The following is a 15552-nucleotide window of genomic DNA, read 5'->3' as shown; positions in this document are numbered from 1 at the left end:
CGACGAGACTCCCGCCAGGGAGATTATAGACGCGGCGAGGTCGTCGAAAACTCTTGGAGAATTTAGAAAAGCGGTTGAGGAGGTGGGGGGCGACAAGAAGCTTGCAAGAGGCCTGGCCCACGTCTTGGAACAACACATGGCGGTGGAGGAGTTGGACACTAGACTTGTTTCCAGAATTAGACTTGAAGTTTTTAAAACTGCGTCGGCGGCGGGGTACCCCCAGACGCCTGAGGAGCGCGACGCCATCTTCCAACGCGTCGCGGCTAGGCTCGGGCTGGGCGTCGAGGAGGTGAAGAGGCTGTTTACAAAAGCCTATGAGGAAAATAGAGAAATTATAAAAACGCCTGAGATAGAGCCCGGCGAGCTGGTGGCGCTCTACAACCAAGCGCTTATACAAGCACTGCTTTTCAAATCTCTATACGTCAAGGCAAGGATCCCCAACGCGCCGGCGGTGGTGAAGAGCCTTATCCGCGCCGTAAAGGGCTACGGGCTTATGTATATAGCCGAGGAGAGGGGAGGGTGGCTTGAGTTCCACTTCGACGGGCCGGTATCGGCGCTGAGGCAGACGGAGCGCTACGGCACGCGCCTCGCTAAGCTCGTGCCTTACATCACATTGGCAGATAGGTGGGAGATAGAGGCGGAGGTGAAGCTGAGAGAGCGGACATACATATACAGAGAAAGGTGGGACACGGCGCCCAGGCTACCCAGGTCCCCGCCCCCCTCTGAGCAGTTCGACAGCGCGGTTGAGCAGGAGTTCTACAGACAGGTCTCGAGGCTGTGCCGAGTGGAGCGGGAGCCCGAGGCCCTGGTGGTGGAGGGCAGGGTCTACATCCCCGACTTCAAGATAGGCGAACTCTACGTGGAGATAGTGGGCTTCTGGACCCCCGACTACCTCAGGCGGAAGTACGAGAAGCTGATAAAGGTGGGGAAGCCCCTACTCGTCTTAGTCTCCGAGGAGCTCGCCATGGCCACGTGGAAGGAGCTCCTCCCAAACGTCGTCGTTTTTAAAGATAGGCCTAGGATAAGCGACGTCTATAAATACATTAAGCCCCACTGCGTCAGTAGCAGTCGCCGAGAAGCCACCAATTCCCAAGACTAACCTCCACGAGCCCATTCTCCCTAGCTATCTTCAACGCAGTTTCCGCATGTCTGATAGACGTGGGTGGAAGATCGCGCATCATGTAGTCTGGGTGGAAGGCCAGGAAGCGGGTTGGCACCTCCGGCTCGACCCGGGCGATGAACTTAGTCAAGAGGTCCACCTCGACCTCGTCCACGTAGCCCGGCACGAGGAGGATAGAGGCCACCACGAGGGGCACCTCCGGCCTCTCTCTAAACCTCCTAGCGGCTACTTTGAAATTCCTCAGCACTATGTCAACCTCTCCGTCGGTCAACGCCTTGTAGACACTCGGCGTGAACGCCTTGAGGTCAAACTTAACAATGCCGCCGGTCTTGAGAGAGCTCTCCACAACCTTATCCAGCAGGTGGGGAGCCAGCTGGCCGCTCGTCTCCCAACACACCCTAACCCCCCTCTCCGCCGCCCTCCTCGCCACGAGGAGGGCGTGCACTGTCTGCGGCGCCGGATCGCCCCCGAAGAAACAGACGCAAGTCACCTTCTTGCTCATGGCGGCCTCCAGTTCCTCCACAGACACCAACTTCGGCTTGGCGGGATACTCCCTATATTGCCAGTTCTGGCAGAAAAGGCAGTCGAGGCTACACGCCCCGTAGAAAACCGCCAAGTTGTAGTACCCCACCTCGCCCCACGGCGTCCTGGCGTATTTGGGATACCCCCTGCCGGTGGATGCGGGGCATACCCAGTCCGCTACGCAGTTAGTCGGAATTGGGTCGTAGTAGTAGGACAACACGCCGATCGAAACACCGCCGCCCGGCCTCACGAGTCTGCCGCCTGCGTTTCTCACAAGTCCGCAGTAGCCCACGCCGCCCTCAGGCACGAGGCACCCCCTGCCACATATTCCACACCGCACGCCTCTCTCTGGGGGCTCAGCCGGGAGTCTAAATTTAGATCTGCTGATTACATGCGCCCTCTTGGCGATCTCTAGCGCCTTCCCAGGTCTAGACCTGAGGCAATCTACGCAGACCCCCAAACTATCCGAAATAGTGACGCTACTCCTTCCACAAAGTTTACAAGTACCCACGAAAAAATGGGGATAGAGATATTTGAGCTTAAACTGGCGGTGCCGTGATTCCGTATTTCGTCTTCCACTCCTCGTACGCCTTCTGCTCCTCTGGCGAGAGGGCTTTGCCGAATCTGTACCACCCCTTCTTTGCCTTAGACTCATTAGGCGCTTCACTCGCCTTGTAAATAGCCTTCACGGGACATACAGCTACGCAGGAGAAGTCGTCTTTACACATCTCCCATATCATCCTGGATTTGCCGTTGTCGTCTAGCTCAAGCGCCTGGTATGGACAAGCAGCGACACATGCGCCGCAGCTTATACACGTGTCCTGATCTATCACCACTCTCTCGTATTTTGCTAGTTCTGCCATGTGTCGGGAAGAATACAGCTTCTATTTATACAGCTACGTAAAAAATTGAAGCAGAGGCCTCTGCAACATTTTAACGAATAAATACAAAAGGATTCTCAGAGCTGTGGCCCTCAGAGTTACTGTGTCGTTTAACTACACCGGCGGCTCGATATGCGGAGAAATTGTGGGAATGAACATGGGACACGTCGTCCTCGCAGATAAGGAACTCTCTATGCTAAAGTGCGAGCCGTGTGAAATCGCCATGAGATACGGCGCGGTGATAGTGGGTGGAAAGATATGCGAAGACAAGGCGTTAATTGTACTAATTGCCAACACCTTTCAGCTCTCAAGGATTTTAAAAGAGATGCATGAACTAGGGCTAAAACCCAGGGTGGTGGGCAGGGCTAAATATATAAAAGAGCCCCACCTCACGGAGGATCAGCTCAGGCTTATAGAACTGGCCTATAAACTTGGGTACTTCGACGAGAGTAGAAAGGTGTCGTTAAAAGACCTCGCCTCGATGATCGGCGTCTCCCCATCCGCGGCAGACAGAAAACTAAGGAGGGGTCTGAAGAAAATAGTGGAGTTCTACCTCGGCCGCTACGGCAGAGGAGATCATTTATAGAGGCTTCGCAAAATGCCGGCGGCAACGCGCCTCGTAAGAGTCCCCGCCGCCGACCAAAATACGGGGGCTGTCCCTCGGCGCAGGCACGCCGTTTACAAGCCGCTGAGTCCTCGTCGCGGGCCCCCCACATACCCTACACACAGCGGTGAGGGAGATAACCCTATCCGCGTAGGCCATGGCCCTAGCCGTCGTTTCAAAGGGCTCCCCCCTGAAGTCCAGGTTTAGACCCGCCGCGATTACAACTCTTTCATCAGCTAAACTGTTCAACACCTCGGCCAGTTGTACGGGGAAGAACTGGATCTCGTCCACGGCGACGACGTCGTACTCAACATCCATCTTTCCAATTACCTCGACGCCCTCCTCGCTGGGGGGTACCACTACGGCGCCAAATTTAAGCCCGTTGTGCGCCGCCACCTTTGACGCGTCATATCTCGAATCGATAGAAGGCTTGAAAACCACAGCCCTCCTACCGGCTATGACGTGCCTCTCAACCCTCCTTATAAGCTCCGCCGTCTTGCCAGCAAACATGGGGCCCACTATTACAATAAGCACGGATAGATACAGCCGCCTCAATATATAACAAGTAGATAGTAAACAACAGATAGAGCAATGAACACTACCGCGGCCCTCGCAAGAAGGCGGTAAACCAAGGCGATATCGGCGTTGTAGTACTCACGGGTCAAAACTAAACACGAATGCGCGGGGCTCAGCATAACGCCGAGGAAACCCCCGGCGAACGCCAGCGCCAGCATAGGTCCGTGGATAAGAGGTGCAATGGGGGGAAAGGCTAGGCTGGCAAATGTGAACTCCACACCGGTGGCCAGCCCTATGGCGAACGGAATGGCGAAGACCGCGGCCGCCGAGTAGCCGCCAAGCGTAGCCGCCATCTCGGCGCTTAGGTTACTCTCCTTTATGTACTGGGCGAAGATCAGCGAAAACACCAATATAGCCAAAATCCTCGGCGTCGCCGCGTACCTAAGAGAGCCCACCACCAAGTCGACAGCAGGCCTTCTCACAGCCAGATAGGCAAGATACACCGCCGCCACGGCCAGGGGAAGCGGCGCCGTGAACGACAAGACGGCCACGGCGGCTAGAGGCCACAGAGCGGCTAAATCCCTAAACCGGCCCGGAGACTCAACTCTCCTTACCAGCGGAAGCCCGACGGCGAGCCCAGACACAACGGCAAATACCGACGCTGGCCAAGACCACTCCACCACCTGCCACACAGACACAGAGAGGACAGCTGAGGTGATTAAAACCCCTTGGAATAAAGGCCACGTCGGTATCCAGATGTGGCGCAGGTAGTAGTTGATAAAGGTCTTTTCGTGGTTTTTGAGACCCATCTTTTCGTACAGCGGATCGGCCACGACGGCGCTTATGTAGGCGCCGCCTGGCATGGGGAGAAGGCCGATGGCGGCGGGTATGGAGAACGCCGCTGGCCTCGGCCCAAGGGAAAGCAACCCGCTGGCGATTCGCTCCTTATCCTCCTTCAGTAGGTAGCCAAGAGCCATGGCGAAGTACAGAGACGCCACCACGTAGAGCATAGTTTCGTTGAAGGCGCCGGCGGTGGCCTGCAGGAGACGTTGAGGCCCGAGCGCGGACAAGCCAAACACCAGAGAGCCAACTGCGAGGGAGACAGATACGTCCAATCTGCGGGACAGGGTGCCCAGGATAATTATGAGTACAGCCGCCAAAAAAGGTAGGAGCATTAAACCTAGGCCTCTGGCGCGGCGGAGGCTTGCGACGTGGCGTACAGCACCCTCCTCTTGTAGTTCCTAATATTCCTCCTCCTCGGCGTGAGGTTTTTCCTAGGCTTTGCCGGGATTTTCGGAGTCTGATTCCTCACCTTGCCGGCTTTTGTCAGCGATCCGTGAGATGGCATGATTGAAAAAACTGCCCAAGTTAAAAACTTTTTCAATCAGCCCACCAGGGGGCGGATACCCCCGCAGGGCACCTCTTGGGCGACAGCGCCTTTATGTCGAGGACTGGCGTGCCGTCGAAGAGGTCGACTCCGTCTACGTGTAGAAACCTGCCCTCGCGCCTTACCAAGCGGGCTATGGTGATGCCTATGGGGTTAGGCCTGTCTGGGCTGTCGGTGGCGAAGACCCCCACCTCGGGCGCGCCCGCCACACGCTTGGGCCTTACCTTGAGGGGGCGGCCTCTAAATTTGTGGAGCCACGCCACTATTATGACGTGGCTGAACTCCTCGATGCCTGCCAGCCCCTCTTCGAACTGGGGCAGAACCTCAACCACGGCGTCTACAAACCTCCTGCTTCTCACCTCCTCGTCGCTGTACCTATGCCTCACGTATCCAATCGGCTCGAAACACTCCATAAACCGATTTAAGACCCCTATTTAAAAGCCCATCATGACCCAAGACGCCGTGGTGGCGGCGGTGCTTATACTCCTCGTGGTGGGGGGCATGGCGGCTAGGCCCCTCTACCCTAAGTTGCCCACCTGGTCCCTTATGTCGCTTGCCGCCTTTATAGCTGTGTTCATAGGCCCGCTTACTGTAGACGACGTGCCGCACGTGGTGAATTTCGAGGTGGTGCTGTTCCTAGTGGGGATGTTTTCAATAGTTGCCCTGGCGGAGCTCAGCGGGTTGCTAGACGCATTCGCCTACTGGTTCATATCTCTGTTCAAGACCAGGCTGGCTATATACGTGGCGTCGTCTCTCCTCTTCGGCCTCCTCGCGGCCTTCGCGGTTAACGACACGGTGGCTCTCATGGGCCCCCCGGTGGCGGCGGCTATTGCACGCGCCGCGGGGATTGAACACCGCCACATGTTTCTCCTACTCGCCTTCTCCCTCACCATCGGCTCGGCGATGACGCCGATTGGAAACCCCCAGAATATGTTGATAGCTGTGGAGTCCGGGATCAAGGCCCCCTTCATAACCTTCCTCCAGTACCTAGCCGTCCCCACCCTGATAAACCTAGTGGTTACCCCGTTACTCCTCTTCAAAATCCTCGGCCTCAAGAACGGGAGGGTGGAGTACTCGGCCGTGCCGCTGGAGTTGATACGAAACACCCGCGACGCCGCGGTGGCGGCCGTGGCTCTGCTGGGCACGGTGGCCGCCATGGTGCTGAACGATCTAGCCGCGCTGTCGGGGCAGCCGCACATCCACAATATCGGCTTCATACCGTTCGTTGCCGCGTCTTTCCTCTACTTCTTCGCCGCGTCCCCCCGGGAGGTCCTCGCCAGAGTGGAGTGGGGCACCATAGTCTTCTTCATGACGATGTTTATCACAATGGAGGCCATATGGCGCGGCGGCGTCCTCCAGCCGCTTATATCAGCCGCCCTCCCCACCTACCAAGGCAAGCCCAGCGACATACTAGCCATAGCCCTCATATCTACAGCCCTGAGCCAGGTGCTCAGCAACGTCCCCTTCGTAAACCTCTTCACCACCTATCTACACCATCTGGGGGTCGACGACCCCAAGGCCTGGGTGGCCCTCGCCATGGCCTCCACCATAGCCGGCAACCTTACGCTCCTGGGCGCCGCCTCCAACATCATCATCATCGAAGTTTTGGAGACGAGGTTCCACTCCACCATAACCTTTGCCCAGTTTATGAAGTACGGGGCGCTTGTGACGGCACTGAACCTGGCGGTTTACCTCCCCTTCCTCCTCATCTAAGCGCCGTCTTGATCTCGCGGAGGAAGGCCAGGGCCTCCTCTGGGCTTCTCTGCAACCGCCTCATAAAGGCTGTGCCTACCACCACGCCGTCTGCCCCGGCCTCCACAAGCCTAGCCGCCTTGGCCGGGGTGTCCACAGCGAAGCCAGCCACGACGTAGACATCGCCCACCAGCTGGCGGATTATCCTGACGTTCCTCTCCACGTAGACGGGGAGCTCGATCCCCGTCGCGGCGTAGAGGCCGAGGTATATGAAGTCGGGCCCCGCGGCGGCGAGCCTCTCCACTAGTTTGTGCGGGAACTTCCCCGGCACGAAGAACACCGGGGCTAGCCCGAACTCCCGGGACAGCTTTACGTACGCGTCGAAGTCCTCGTAGAAGTCTATCAGCAGGTCGGGGGCCAGCACCCCCCTGGCGCCTACCTCGGCCGCCAGGTTGAAGAGCTTCGTGGGGTTGGCTCGGTAGTCTTCCCAGTAGGCCATGGCGTAGGTCGGCACCTCCGGCCTCAGCCACGTGGGGGCCTCCACCTCTTTATGGGCCTTTCTGATGTAGGGGCCGTCGTACTTGGGGTTTCTGGTGGGGACGCCTAGCTCGTAGAAGTCCACGACGCCGCCAAGCTCCTTTACCACCCTCTCGTAGGTCTCTCTGTTGGGCCAGCCGGCGACTAGGTACACCCCTAGGCCGGGTCTGCGTAGCATGTCACGCCAAGTCGATGAAGTTTTTTATAATTCTCAGCCCGTGGGGGGTGCCTATGGACTCGGGGTGGAATTGGACGCCGAATGTGGGGTGCTCCACATGTCTAATGCCCATTATCTCCCCGTCGTCTAGCGAGACGGCCTCCACCTTCAGCACGGCGGGGGGGTCGTCGATTACGAGGCTGTGGTATCTCATCGCCTTGAAGACCTCGGGCACCCCGAGATACAGCACCCCCCCGTAGTGGCGCACCTCGCTCGTCTTGCCGTGTTTAATCGTGCGGGCTCTCCGCACCTTCGCGCCGAACACCGCGCCGATGATTTGATGCCCCATGCATACGCCGAGTATGGGCACCCTGCCGGAGAACTCCCGGACGATGTCTGGCGACGCTCCCACGTCTCTGGGGTTCTCCGGGTGGCCCGGCCCCGGCGATATAATTATCCTATCCGGCCTAATCCTCTCCACGAGCTTCACCGAAACCTCGTCGTTGCGCAGTACAATCGGCCTGCTACCCGCCTCGGCTACGTAGTGGGCGATGTTGTAGACAAAGCTGTCGTAGTTGTCGACGATGAGTGTCAGGTCCATACCCCCAGCGCCTCGCGGAGCGCCCTCAGCTTCGCCTCGGTCTCTCTATACTCCCGCTCGGGGGTGGAGTCGTACACAACGCCGGCCCCCGCCTGTATCCGCAACAGACCGTCGCGGAGGATGGCGGTTCTGATGACAATGGCGAATTCCGATAGCGAAGGCGAGAAGAAGCCCAGCGAACCTGCGTAGAACCCCCTCGGCGAGTCTTCAAGCTCTGCTATTATCTCCATAGCCCTCACCTTAGGCGCCCCCGACACTGTGCCGGCCGGGTGGGTGGCGAACAAGACATCCACAGGGCTGAACTTCCTCTCAAGGACGCAGGACACCCTAGACACTATGTGTTGCACCCTGCTGTACTTCTCGACGGCGAAGAGCTCCTCCACCTTCACTGTCCCAGGCCTGCACACCCGGCCGAGGTCGTTCCGCGCCAAGTCCACCAGCATGTAGTGCTCGGCCAGCTCCTTCTCGTCTCTCAACATGTCCTCCTCCAGCGCCAAGTCCTCCTCCTCCGTGGCCCCCCGGGGCCTCGTCCCGGCGATGGGGTGCGTCTCAGCCCTATCCCCCTGCACCTTAACCAACAGCTCCGGCGAGGTGCCCAGAAGGTGTAGCCCCCTCCACCTCACGAAGAACATGTAGGGCGACGGGTTGGCGGAGGCGAGGGAGGTGTACAGCGCGAAGACGTCGCCGGCCACGGCGTAGTCCAGATATCTAGAAAGCACTACCTGGAAAATCTCCCCCTCCTCAATCCTCCTCCTAGCCTCCCCAACCCACCTCTTAAACGAAGCTTCGTCTGTACCAGCCACCGGGCCCCTCACGGCAGGCGGCTCCTCCCCCCTCCGCCCCAGCCGGGGCAATTCGCCGTGGACATAGGCCCGCCCAAGCAACTTGTCGTAGAGCACCCACCCCGCCGGCTTCACGAAGAAGGCCGCTGGCAGAGTCCTATCCACCTTGCCGTAGCGGAGGAGGATAGGCTCTACATACGCCGACGCGTCGTAAGATACGGCGCCGATCACCACGTCGCCCCCAAAGGGAGAGGCGAAGCGCCCAAGCTCTCTATAAGCCTCGTACGCTACGTCGTAGACGTCGGCCCCCCACGATACGTACTCCCTAGAAATCCCCCACGCCACTAGGCTAAACCGGCTACGCTCCGCGTACCCCATACCCGACTCCAGAAGTGCGACGAACTCCTCACCCCCGCCGTACAGCCCCCCGGCCAGCTCCCTAGGCGGGGGGAGCTTAGACAGAGGGACCTTCTTCATCTCCTCGACGCCTCCACCGCCTCTACAAGTTTTCTATACGCCGCGCCGTCGCCTATGGTCTTCATAGCCAGCTCAAAGCCGTCCCGCGGGTCCCCCACCACGCCTGCGACGTAGAGAGCAAACGCGGCGTTCACCGCAATAGCCACTGTTGCCTCCCTATCCTCCCCCCTCAGCCCCGCCACTGCCCTAGCCACAGCCTCCTCCTTGCTACCAGCCCTGGGGAGCGGCACGGCGGGGGCGCCTAAGTCCGCGGGCCCCACCCTATACCTCTCCACCCTCCCACCCCGCACCTCGTAAACCACAGTCTCGCCTTCTGTAGACACCTCGTCCACCCCAGATCCGTGGACGACGACGGCGTGTTCAAAACCCAGCTCCGCCGCCGCGCCGGACACCACCTCCAGCAGACGCGGCTCCGCCACGCCTATCAACTGCCTCCTCACCAGCCCGGGGTTCGCCAGAGGCCCCACGAGGTTAAAAATAGTGCGGAAGGGCAACTGCCTCCTCACCGGGGCCACTTTTGCAAACGCCGGGTGGTACCTCGGCGCGAAGACAAAGGCAAACCCCACAGACTCAACCAGCTCCGCCGCCCTCTCTGGGCCGAGCTCCAAGTTGTACCCCACCGCCTCCATAAAATCAGCGCTGCCGAACATCCCCGACGCGGAGCGGTTGCCGTGCTTCAGCACCCTAGCCCCAGACGCAGCGGCCACGATCGCAGCCGCTGTGGAGAGGTTAATCGTCCCGGCGCCGTCCCCGCCAGTTCCTGCAGTGTCAATAGCGTCCAGCCTTAGGGGGACCCTCACGGCGAATTCCCTAGCCATCTTTACAAAGCCGGCGACCTCCTCTGCGGACTCGCCCCTAACCCTCATTGCTGTGAGGACGGCCGCCACCTCAACGTCGCTCATAGAGCCGGAGAGAATGAATCTGCCCAGGGCGTAGGCCTCTTCGGAGGTGAGCGTCTGGCCGTTGCCCAGCTTTCTAAGGAGTGTTTTTAGATCCACCCCGAATGCATAAAGGCCATAAAAGCCCTATATATAAGTATTATGCTAGAAATTTTTCGTACGCGTCGGCGTCGAGAAGGCCGTGGCCCGATAAGTTGAAGGCAATTACGGAGCCGTCTGGTAGCTTCTTCGCCAGGTCGATAACTGCCCTGATGGCGTGGGCCGACTCGGGCGCCGGGACGACACCCTCCGACCTGGCGAATAGGACGGCCGCCTTCATCACCTCCTCCTGGGGGTAGGCGAGGGGCTCCACGATGCCTAGCCTCTTAAGTAGCGAGAGGCTGGGCGCCGCGCCGTGGTAGCGGAGCCCCGCGGCGTGGATGGCGGGCGGCACGTAGTCGTGGCCGAGGGTGTACATCTTCAACATGGGGAGCACCCCCACGGCGTCTGGAAAGTCGTATTTGTAATCCCCTCTGGTGAGTTTAGGAGCCGCCTCCGACTCCACGGCGACGAACCGCGTCTTCTCAAACCCCTCCCCCCTCAGCTTCATCCCAATCATTGGATATGTGAAGCCGGCGAAGTTGGAGCCGCCCCCCACACACGCCACGGCGACGTCCGGCTCCTCCGGCAGTTGCTCCACGGCCTCCAGCCCGATGACTGTTTGGTGCATCAAGACAAACTCCATGACGCTCCCAGGCAGGTACCTCCTCCTCTCGCCAGACAGCACGTACTCCACCGCCTCGGATATGGCTATGCCCAGAGAGCCCGGGTGGTCTGGCCGGAAGTGCCTCCTCCCGGCCTCGGTCACCTCGCTGGGGCTGGGGTACACCACGGCGCCGTATGCACGCATGAAGGTCAGCCTCTGCCTCTTGGAGTTGTAGGAGGACCTCGTCATAAACACGACGGCCTTCAGCCCGAAGAGCGCCGCCGCCAGCGACACGGCCATCCCCCACTGCCCCGCCCCGGTCTCCGTGGCCACCTCCACGGCGCCGTCAGCCTTTGCGTAGTACGCCTGCGCCACCGCGGTGTTGAGCTTGTGGCTACCCACTGGCAGAACCCCCTCAAACTTGTAGTAGATCCTCGTCTTTACCCCGAGGGCCCTCTCCAGCCCCTCGGCTCTGAAGAGGGGCGTCGGCCTCCCCACCCGTCTGTAGACATCCCGCACCTCCTCCGGGATGGAGACCCACCGCTCCGCGGTGAACTCCTGGTCGATTAAGGCAGAGGGCAGGATCTTGGCGAGAAGGCCAACCCTGCTCTCACTCTCATCGGGATCTCTCGGCGGCGAGAGGGCGACCGGCAGATCCGCGGCGATGTTATACCAACGGTTCACCACCCCGACATAAGCCCCAGATAGGAGTGGCTTAAAAACTTTTTTAATGTTGAAGGCTTCAGCGCGCTGTTCTCACACGGCGTAGTTCCCGCCGCCTCTACGGGTCAGGTTGTTGCGCGCGGCCCGCCGGCTCCAAACGGATGGTTGAAGACTGAAAAACTGCGCCGACCACCTTAAATGACCCGCGGCCATCCCCAGCGGCTCTGTAAGTAGGAAGGCCAGTTTAATGGCGCCAAATATCACATCTCTAAGAGCTATCTCAAGGCCGCGGATGCCGACGCCAGCCAGGGCAATCTTTACAGCCTCAGGTACGCCCCTATAAATGAGGCGCTGGGGACAGAGCCGCAGATAGCTCCCCAAGTTCTCCGAGCAAGACTGTTGCGAGTATCGCCTCTCTGCGTTTGATCACATGGTGGCTGTAGATGTAAAAAACGAGGACGGCAAGATGAGATCGACTAAATACTCATAAGTGCTTTCAAAATGTGGAGAGGCGTTTAGTGATCATATAAAGACCAGCAGAGTTCCGTTAAGGTTTATATCTCCATACGGGTGCCTCTACGTGGAGGAGTATCTAGACTTTAAGAATAGGCCTAAAGAATATGTCGAGGCGAGGATCGAGGAGGCGAGGGCAGAGGCGAAGTTGGCCGAGGAGATGTTAAAAAGGCAACTCTACCAAAATGCGGCTAACAAAGCTTTCATGGCGCTTAAAGCCCTACTAAGTGCGTTGGTGGTATCAAGGCTCGACCTCTTGACGCGAGAGGCCAAGAGGAGGGAGTGGTATCTTAAAGTCGGCTACGCGGCCCCCACCACCGGCTTGATTAGAATAGCAAAAGACCTGGAGGCGCTGGGCGTCGCAGGGGTTGAGCCAGTGGTAAAAACTGCGTTGATGCTACATAGATTTGCCTACAACGGCTTCGATCCAAACTTCGTGGACTACTCAGATCTAGAGGAAGTGGCCTCTGACGTAAAACAAGTATTGGAGTACGTCGAGAAGATCCTACGGCAACTAGAAACCTCAAAGGGGAACTAGGCGTAGGGAGGGTATGGCTGGCGGGAGGGCTGTCGAGCTAGCGACGCTAAACCCGGGCCTATCTGGCAGGTAGGTTGCTCACCGGGTGGGGATCGAGGTTCTAAGAACCGAGCCTCCGAGGGCGATCCTATGGAGTCGCTTGGTCTACTCCTCAACCATTAGTTATCCCCAGAGTAGCGGCTATCTAAACCCAAGCCGAGAAAAAGGGCGGGGGTGGGTCATCAACGGGATCGAGATGTGGATAACCGACGGGCTCTACGCAGACTACTACCTAGTGGCGGCGAGGACGGGGCCGAGGGAGGCGAGGGCACAGGGCAATTACGCTGTTTCTACTGCCCCGTAGTAAATGCATCGAGGCCTCGCCCTATAGAGGTGATGGGGGTCAGGGGTACGGGAACCGCCGAGCTTAAGCTCAGCGACTGCAGAGCCGGCGACGACGATGTCGTGGGCAGGGTGAACGGCGGGTGGGAGGTGCTCATCACCACCCTAAACGTTGGGAGGACAGCGGTGGCCGGCGTGGCGGTCGGAGTCGCCCGCGGAGCTTATGAGGAGGCGATGAGCTGGGCGAGGAATAGAGAGCTCTTCGGCAGGAAGCTTGTGGAGTTCCAAAACATCCAGTTCAAGCTAGCGGAGATGCTCGCCGCTATAGAAACCGCCAGGACGCTGACGTACTACTCCGCCTATCTATACGACGCAAAGTCGCCCCACTTCATCCTCATGACCCACGTCGCCAAGCTACAGAGCGCCCGCATCGCCGTAGACGTCACCAGACGCGCAGTGCAGATAGAAGGCGGGTTCGGCTACAGCAAGGAAAGCAAAGCGGAGATGTTCTACAGCGATGCCAAAATCCTAGAGATAGGCGAGGGCACCAACGAGGTGATGAAATACATCATCTACAAGCTAATCGAAAAGAGCCAATAACCTTACAAACCAGGCAAATCTAAACCACATGCCTCTCGTAAAGATATGCGGAGTAGCTAGGGAGGCAGACGCCGAGGCTCTAGACGGCCTTGTGGAGTATATAGGCTTCATCGTGGAGCCCGCCAGCCCCCGCTCCGTCGACGCCGCGAAGCTAGCCGCCCTCCGCCGCTCCATCTACAGAAGCAAAGCCGTGTTAGTCACGGCATCTATGCCTCCCAGAGACGCCGTCGACACGGCGGCGCGGCTTGAAATCCCCGTAGTCCAGCATCACGGCCGGCTCGCGCCGGGGGACTACGACTACGCAGAGGAGAGGGGGGTCGCGCTGGCCCCTGTGGCTGTGTACAGACCAGGCGCCGGTTTGAGAAGGGAGGTGGAGGAGCTCCTCAAGCTCCGGCACGAGTACGTGCTGGTAGACGCCGATAAGAAGAGCCGGGAGCGCTACGAGGGGGGCTTGAAGATACCGCTGTCGGCGCTGGCGGAGGTTGTCCACCTAGGCAAAGTCGCCGTGGCGGGCGGGGTGACGCCGGAAAACGCCCATCTTGTGGCGGGGCTGAGGCCCTACATGGTGGACGTGGCGAGCGGGGTGGAGGACGCCCCTGGCGTGAAGAACATGGAGAAGGTTAGAGCCCTCCTCAAAGCCCTCGGCCGGTGAGCCGCGCTACCGCCCACACAGCGCCTTGAGGCTCTTCAACAGCTGTGCCACGGCGGCGAGGCGCTCCACCACCCTCGGATCGATTACGTGCTCCAGCTTCTCAGCCTCAGACTCGGCGAGCTCCTCCTCAACCCCAATGGTCTTAAAGAAGTCGGCGAGGGAGCTGTGTATCTTGTCTAGATACTCCACCCTAGCCCTCCCAGCCTCGGTAAGCAGAACCCCCCCGCGGCCCCGGTACTCCACCAGCCCCTCCGCCTGGAGGTACAGCACCATCTTCCTAGCTGTGCTGGGCTTCACCCCCACCTCCCTCGCAAGCGCCGAGAGAGAGGCGCGGCCCCCAAGCTGGTGAAGCGCCTCCAGATAGTGCTCAGGCCTGTACCTCAGAAGCTCGTGACCCATGGCACACATAAATCCCCTATATAAGTGAGTAGACCACCAGAGCGGCCGAGTACGCCGCGGCGCCCGCCACAACGAGCCTAAGCCCCCTCGACACGACGCCGCCCGAGAGGCGCCACAGCACCACGAGGACGACCGGGAGAGCCGCCGCAAGCACCGCCTGGGTATAGACAAGGACTGAGAGAGGCGAGAGGCCCGCCACCCCCATCGCCAGCACAGCCGGGGCCAGGTTGGCCAGGCGGGCGCCCAGCCTAACCCTCCACGCCTCCACCCCCCTGCCCGTGATGAACTTAACAGCAACAACTCCGAACTCCACGGAGACCGCCGACGATGCGACGCCCGAGAGGAGAAGCGCTAGGGAGAAGAGGATCGCCGATAGGGGGCCGTAGAGGGGCTCCAGCACCCTAGGCACCTCGAAGAGAGTGACCTCGCTACCGCCGAGGGCGTATGCAGAGGTTATCAAGATAGAGGCGTTTATCGCCGAGGCCCCCAGCAGGTTAACCACAGTCTGCCAGCCGTGCTCCCTCCTGCTCTGCCCCGGGGCTAGGTGGCTGTGGAGCAACACGGCGTGGGGCATTATAGTCGCCCCGACTATAGCCGCCGCCACCAGCGCCGAGTCCCCAGAGATGCTAGGCAGAAAAGAGGCCGCCAGCACCGAGGCGGGGTCCGGCCTTATGAGAAACAGCTCAGCCACAAAGCTCAGCCCAATAGCCGCCACCATACCCCCTATAACCTTGGCAAAGAGATCCCTCCTGTCGGCCAGAGCCGCCAGGATTGCCACGTCGACAAAGCCGAGCAGAGCCGCGGCGGATATGGGCAGGCCCAGGAGTAGGTGGAGCCCCGCTATGACCCCCACGTACTCAGCCATGTCAGTTGCAAGCAACACCGCCAGAAGAACCGGCGATAGAAAGGGCCGCCACCCGCCACCCACCAGCTCCAAGACGCCGCGCCCCCTGGCGATGCCCACTGCCCCAGCCACGTACTGCACAGCCACCGCCAGCAACCTGCT

Annotated in this window: 20 protein-coding genes; 7 read left to right on the top strand and 13 right to left on the bottom strand. The window is 59.7% G+C overall.

The window, feature by feature from the left end; translation table 11 throughout:
• On the top strand, positions 1 to 1099 hold a 1099-nt coding region (locus ACP5J3_RS04975), incomplete at its 5' end, for a DUF790 family protein (RefSeq protein WP_428494659.1).
• On the opposite strand, the gene ACP5J3_RS04970 is transcribed toward ACP5J3_RS04975, so the two are convergent.
• Positions 1059 to 2153: a radical SAM protein gene (locus tag ACP5J3_RS04970; protein WP_428494658.1), complete on the bottom strand. Its 1095-nt coding sequence runs from the start codon at positions 2151 to 2153 to the stop codon at positions 1059 to 1061. The genes ACP5J3_RS04975 and ACP5J3_RS04970 overlap by 41 nt on opposite strands.
• Before the next feature lie 28 nt (positions 2154 to 2181).
• Complete coding sequence (locus ACP5J3_RS04965) at positions 2182 to 2505, bottom strand: 4Fe-4S dicluster domain-containing protein (RefSeq protein WP_428494657.1); 324 nt, start codon at positions 2503 to 2505, stop codon at positions 2182 to 2184.
• A gap of 103 nt (positions 2506 to 2608) precedes the next feature.
• On the opposite strand from ACP5J3_RS04965, the gene ACP5J3_RS04960 reads away from it, so the two are divergent.
• Positions 2609 to 3109, top strand: a complete 501-nt coding sequence (locus ACP5J3_RS04960; RefSeq protein WP_428494656.1) for a helix-turn-helix domain-containing protein — start codon at positions 2609 to 2611, stop codon at positions 3107 to 3109.
• Here ACP5J3_RS04960 and ACP5J3_RS04955 read toward each other — a convergent pair.
• The 4 genes from ACP5J3_RS04955 to tsaA are packed head-to-tail and all read right to left on the bottom strand — an operon-like array spanning position 3104 to position 5443.
• On the bottom strand, positions 3104 to 3661 hold the full coding sequence (locus tag ACP5J3_RS04955) for a thymidine kinase (protein WP_428494655.1): 558 nt from the start codon (positions 3659 to 3661) through the stop codon (positions 3104 to 3106). The two genes, ACP5J3_RS04960 and ACP5J3_RS04955, sit on opposite strands and share 6 nt — an antisense overlap.
• A 17-nt stretch (positions 3662 to 3678) precedes the next feature.
• A complete protein-coding gene (locus ACP5J3_RS04950) occupies positions 3679 to 4818 on the bottom strand; it encodes a DUF401 family protein (RefSeq protein WP_428494654.1) in 1140 nt (379 codons plus the stop codon).
• Positions 4819 to 4823: 5 nt separating this feature from the next.
• Positions 4824 to 4991, bottom strand: a complete 168-nt coding sequence (locus tag ACP5J3_RS04945) for a 30S ribosomal protein S30e (RefSeq protein WP_263243771.1) — start codon at positions 4989 to 4991, stop codon at positions 4824 to 4826.
• A 32-nt stretch (positions 4992 to 5023) separates the two neighbouring features.
• Positions 5024 to 5443 carry a tRNA (N6-threonylcarbamoyladenosine(37)-N6)-methyltransferase TrmO gene (gene tsaA, locus ACP5J3_RS04940; protein ID WP_428494653.1) on the bottom strand — a complete coding sequence of 140 codons (420 nt, stop codon included), beginning with the start codon at positions 5441 to 5443 and terminating at the stop codon, positions 5024 to 5026.
• A 34-nt stretch (positions 5444 to 5477) separates the two neighbouring features.
• Here tsaA and ACP5J3_RS04935 point away from each other — a divergent pair, with 34 nt between their 5' ends.
• Positions 5478 to 6743, top strand: coding sequence for an anion transporter (locus ACP5J3_RS04935; protein WP_428494652.1), 1266 nt, complete (start codon positions 5478 to 5480; stop codon positions 6741 to 6743).
• Here ACP5J3_RS04935 and trpA read toward each other — a convergent pair.
• Genes trpA through ACP5J3_RS04910 form a run of 5 tightly spaced genes read right to left on the bottom strand, consistent with a single transcriptional unit; the run spans position 6736 to position 11547 of the window.
• Positions 6736 to 7437 (bottom strand): tryptophan synthase subunit alpha, encoded by a 702-nt coding sequence (gene trpA / locus ACP5J3_RS04930; RefSeq protein WP_428494651.1) that lies wholly within the window; start codon positions 7435 to 7437, stop codon positions 6736 to 6738. The genes ACP5J3_RS04935 and trpA overlap by 8 nt on opposite strands.
• Before the next feature lies 1 nt (position 7438).
• The gene (locus ACP5J3_RS04925) at positions 7439 to 8017 is read right to left on the bottom strand and encodes an aminodeoxychorismate/anthranilate synthase component II (protein ID WP_428494650.1); all 579 of its coding nucleotides are present in this window, start codon (positions 8015 to 8017) and stop codon (positions 7439 to 7441) included.
• Positions 8008 to 9276, bottom strand: a complete 1269-nt coding sequence (locus ACP5J3_RS04920; RefSeq protein ID WP_428494649.1) for a chorismate-binding protein — start codon at positions 9274 to 9276, stop codon at positions 8008 to 8010. Before ACP5J3_RS04920 ends, ACP5J3_RS04925 begins: the two co-directional genes overlap by 10 nt.
• Entirely contained in the window at positions 9273 to 10274 is a 1002-nt protein-coding gene (gene trpD / locus ACP5J3_RS04915; RefSeq protein WP_428494648.1) for an anthranilate phosphoribosyltransferase, read from the bottom strand. The genes ACP5J3_RS04920 and trpD overlap by 4 nt, the downstream gene beginning before the upstream one ends.
• A 40-nt stretch (positions 10275 to 10314) precedes the next feature.
• Positions 10315 to 11547 (bottom strand): TrpB-like pyridoxal phosphate-dependent enzyme, encoded by a 1233-nt coding sequence (locus tag ACP5J3_RS04910; protein WP_428494647.1) that lies wholly within the window; start codon positions 11545 to 11547, stop codon positions 10315 to 10317.
• A 556-nt stretch (positions 11548 to 12103) separates the two neighbouring features.
• On the opposite strand from ACP5J3_RS04910, the gene ACP5J3_RS04905 reads away from it, so the two are divergent.
• The 4 genes from ACP5J3_RS04905 to ACP5J3_RS04890 all read left to right on the top strand — a co-directional run bounded on the left by ACP5J3_RS04905 (position 12104) and on the right by ACP5J3_RS04890 (position 14147).
• A complete protein-coding gene (locus ACP5J3_RS04905) occupies positions 12104 to 12574 on the top strand; it encodes a PaREP1 family protein (RefSeq protein ID WP_428494646.1) in 471 nt (156 codons plus the stop codon).
• 85 nt (positions 12575 to 12659) lie between these two features.
• A complete protein-coding gene (locus ACP5J3_RS04900; protein WP_428494645.1) occupies positions 12660 to 12917 on the top strand; it encodes a hypothetical protein in 258 nt (85 codons plus the stop codon).
• Between the two features lie 32 nt (positions 12918 to 12949).
• Positions 12950 to 13495, top strand: coding sequence for an acyl-CoA dehydrogenase (locus tag ACP5J3_RS04895; RefSeq protein ID WP_428494644.1), 546 nt, complete (start codon positions 12950 to 12952; stop codon positions 13493 to 13495).
• Positions 13496 to 13523: 28 nt separating this feature from the next.
• Positions 13524 to 14147: a phosphoribosylanthranilate isomerase gene (locus tag ACP5J3_RS04890; protein WP_428494643.1), complete on the top strand. Its 624-nt coding sequence runs from the start codon at positions 13524 to 13526 to the stop codon at positions 14145 to 14147.
• A 6-nt stretch (positions 14148 to 14153) separates the two neighbouring features.
• Here ACP5J3_RS04890 and ACP5J3_RS04885 read toward each other — a convergent pair whose 3' ends face one another.
• Together ACP5J3_RS04885 and ACP5J3_RS04880 are read right to left on the bottom strand one after the other, a co-directional pair.
• Positions 14154 to 14546 (bottom strand): metal-dependent transcriptional regulator, encoded by a 393-nt coding sequence (locus tag ACP5J3_RS04885; protein WP_428494642.1) that lies wholly within the window; start codon positions 14544 to 14546, stop codon positions 14154 to 14156.
• A gap of 16 nt (positions 14547 to 14562) precedes the next feature.
• Positions 14563 to 15552 (bottom strand): divalent metal cation transporter (locus ACP5J3_RS04880; protein WP_428494641.1); only part of this gene is annotated, 990 nt, incomplete at its 5' end.

It is taken from the genome of Pyrobaculum sp. (genome assembly GCF_049971835.1).
Classification (GTDB): domain Archaea; phylum Thermoproteota; class Thermoprotei; order Thermoproteales; family Thermoproteaceae; genus Pyrobaculum.
The sequence above is the reverse complement of the archived record's forward strand: the minus strand, read 5'-3'. Positions and strand labels throughout refer to the sequence as shown.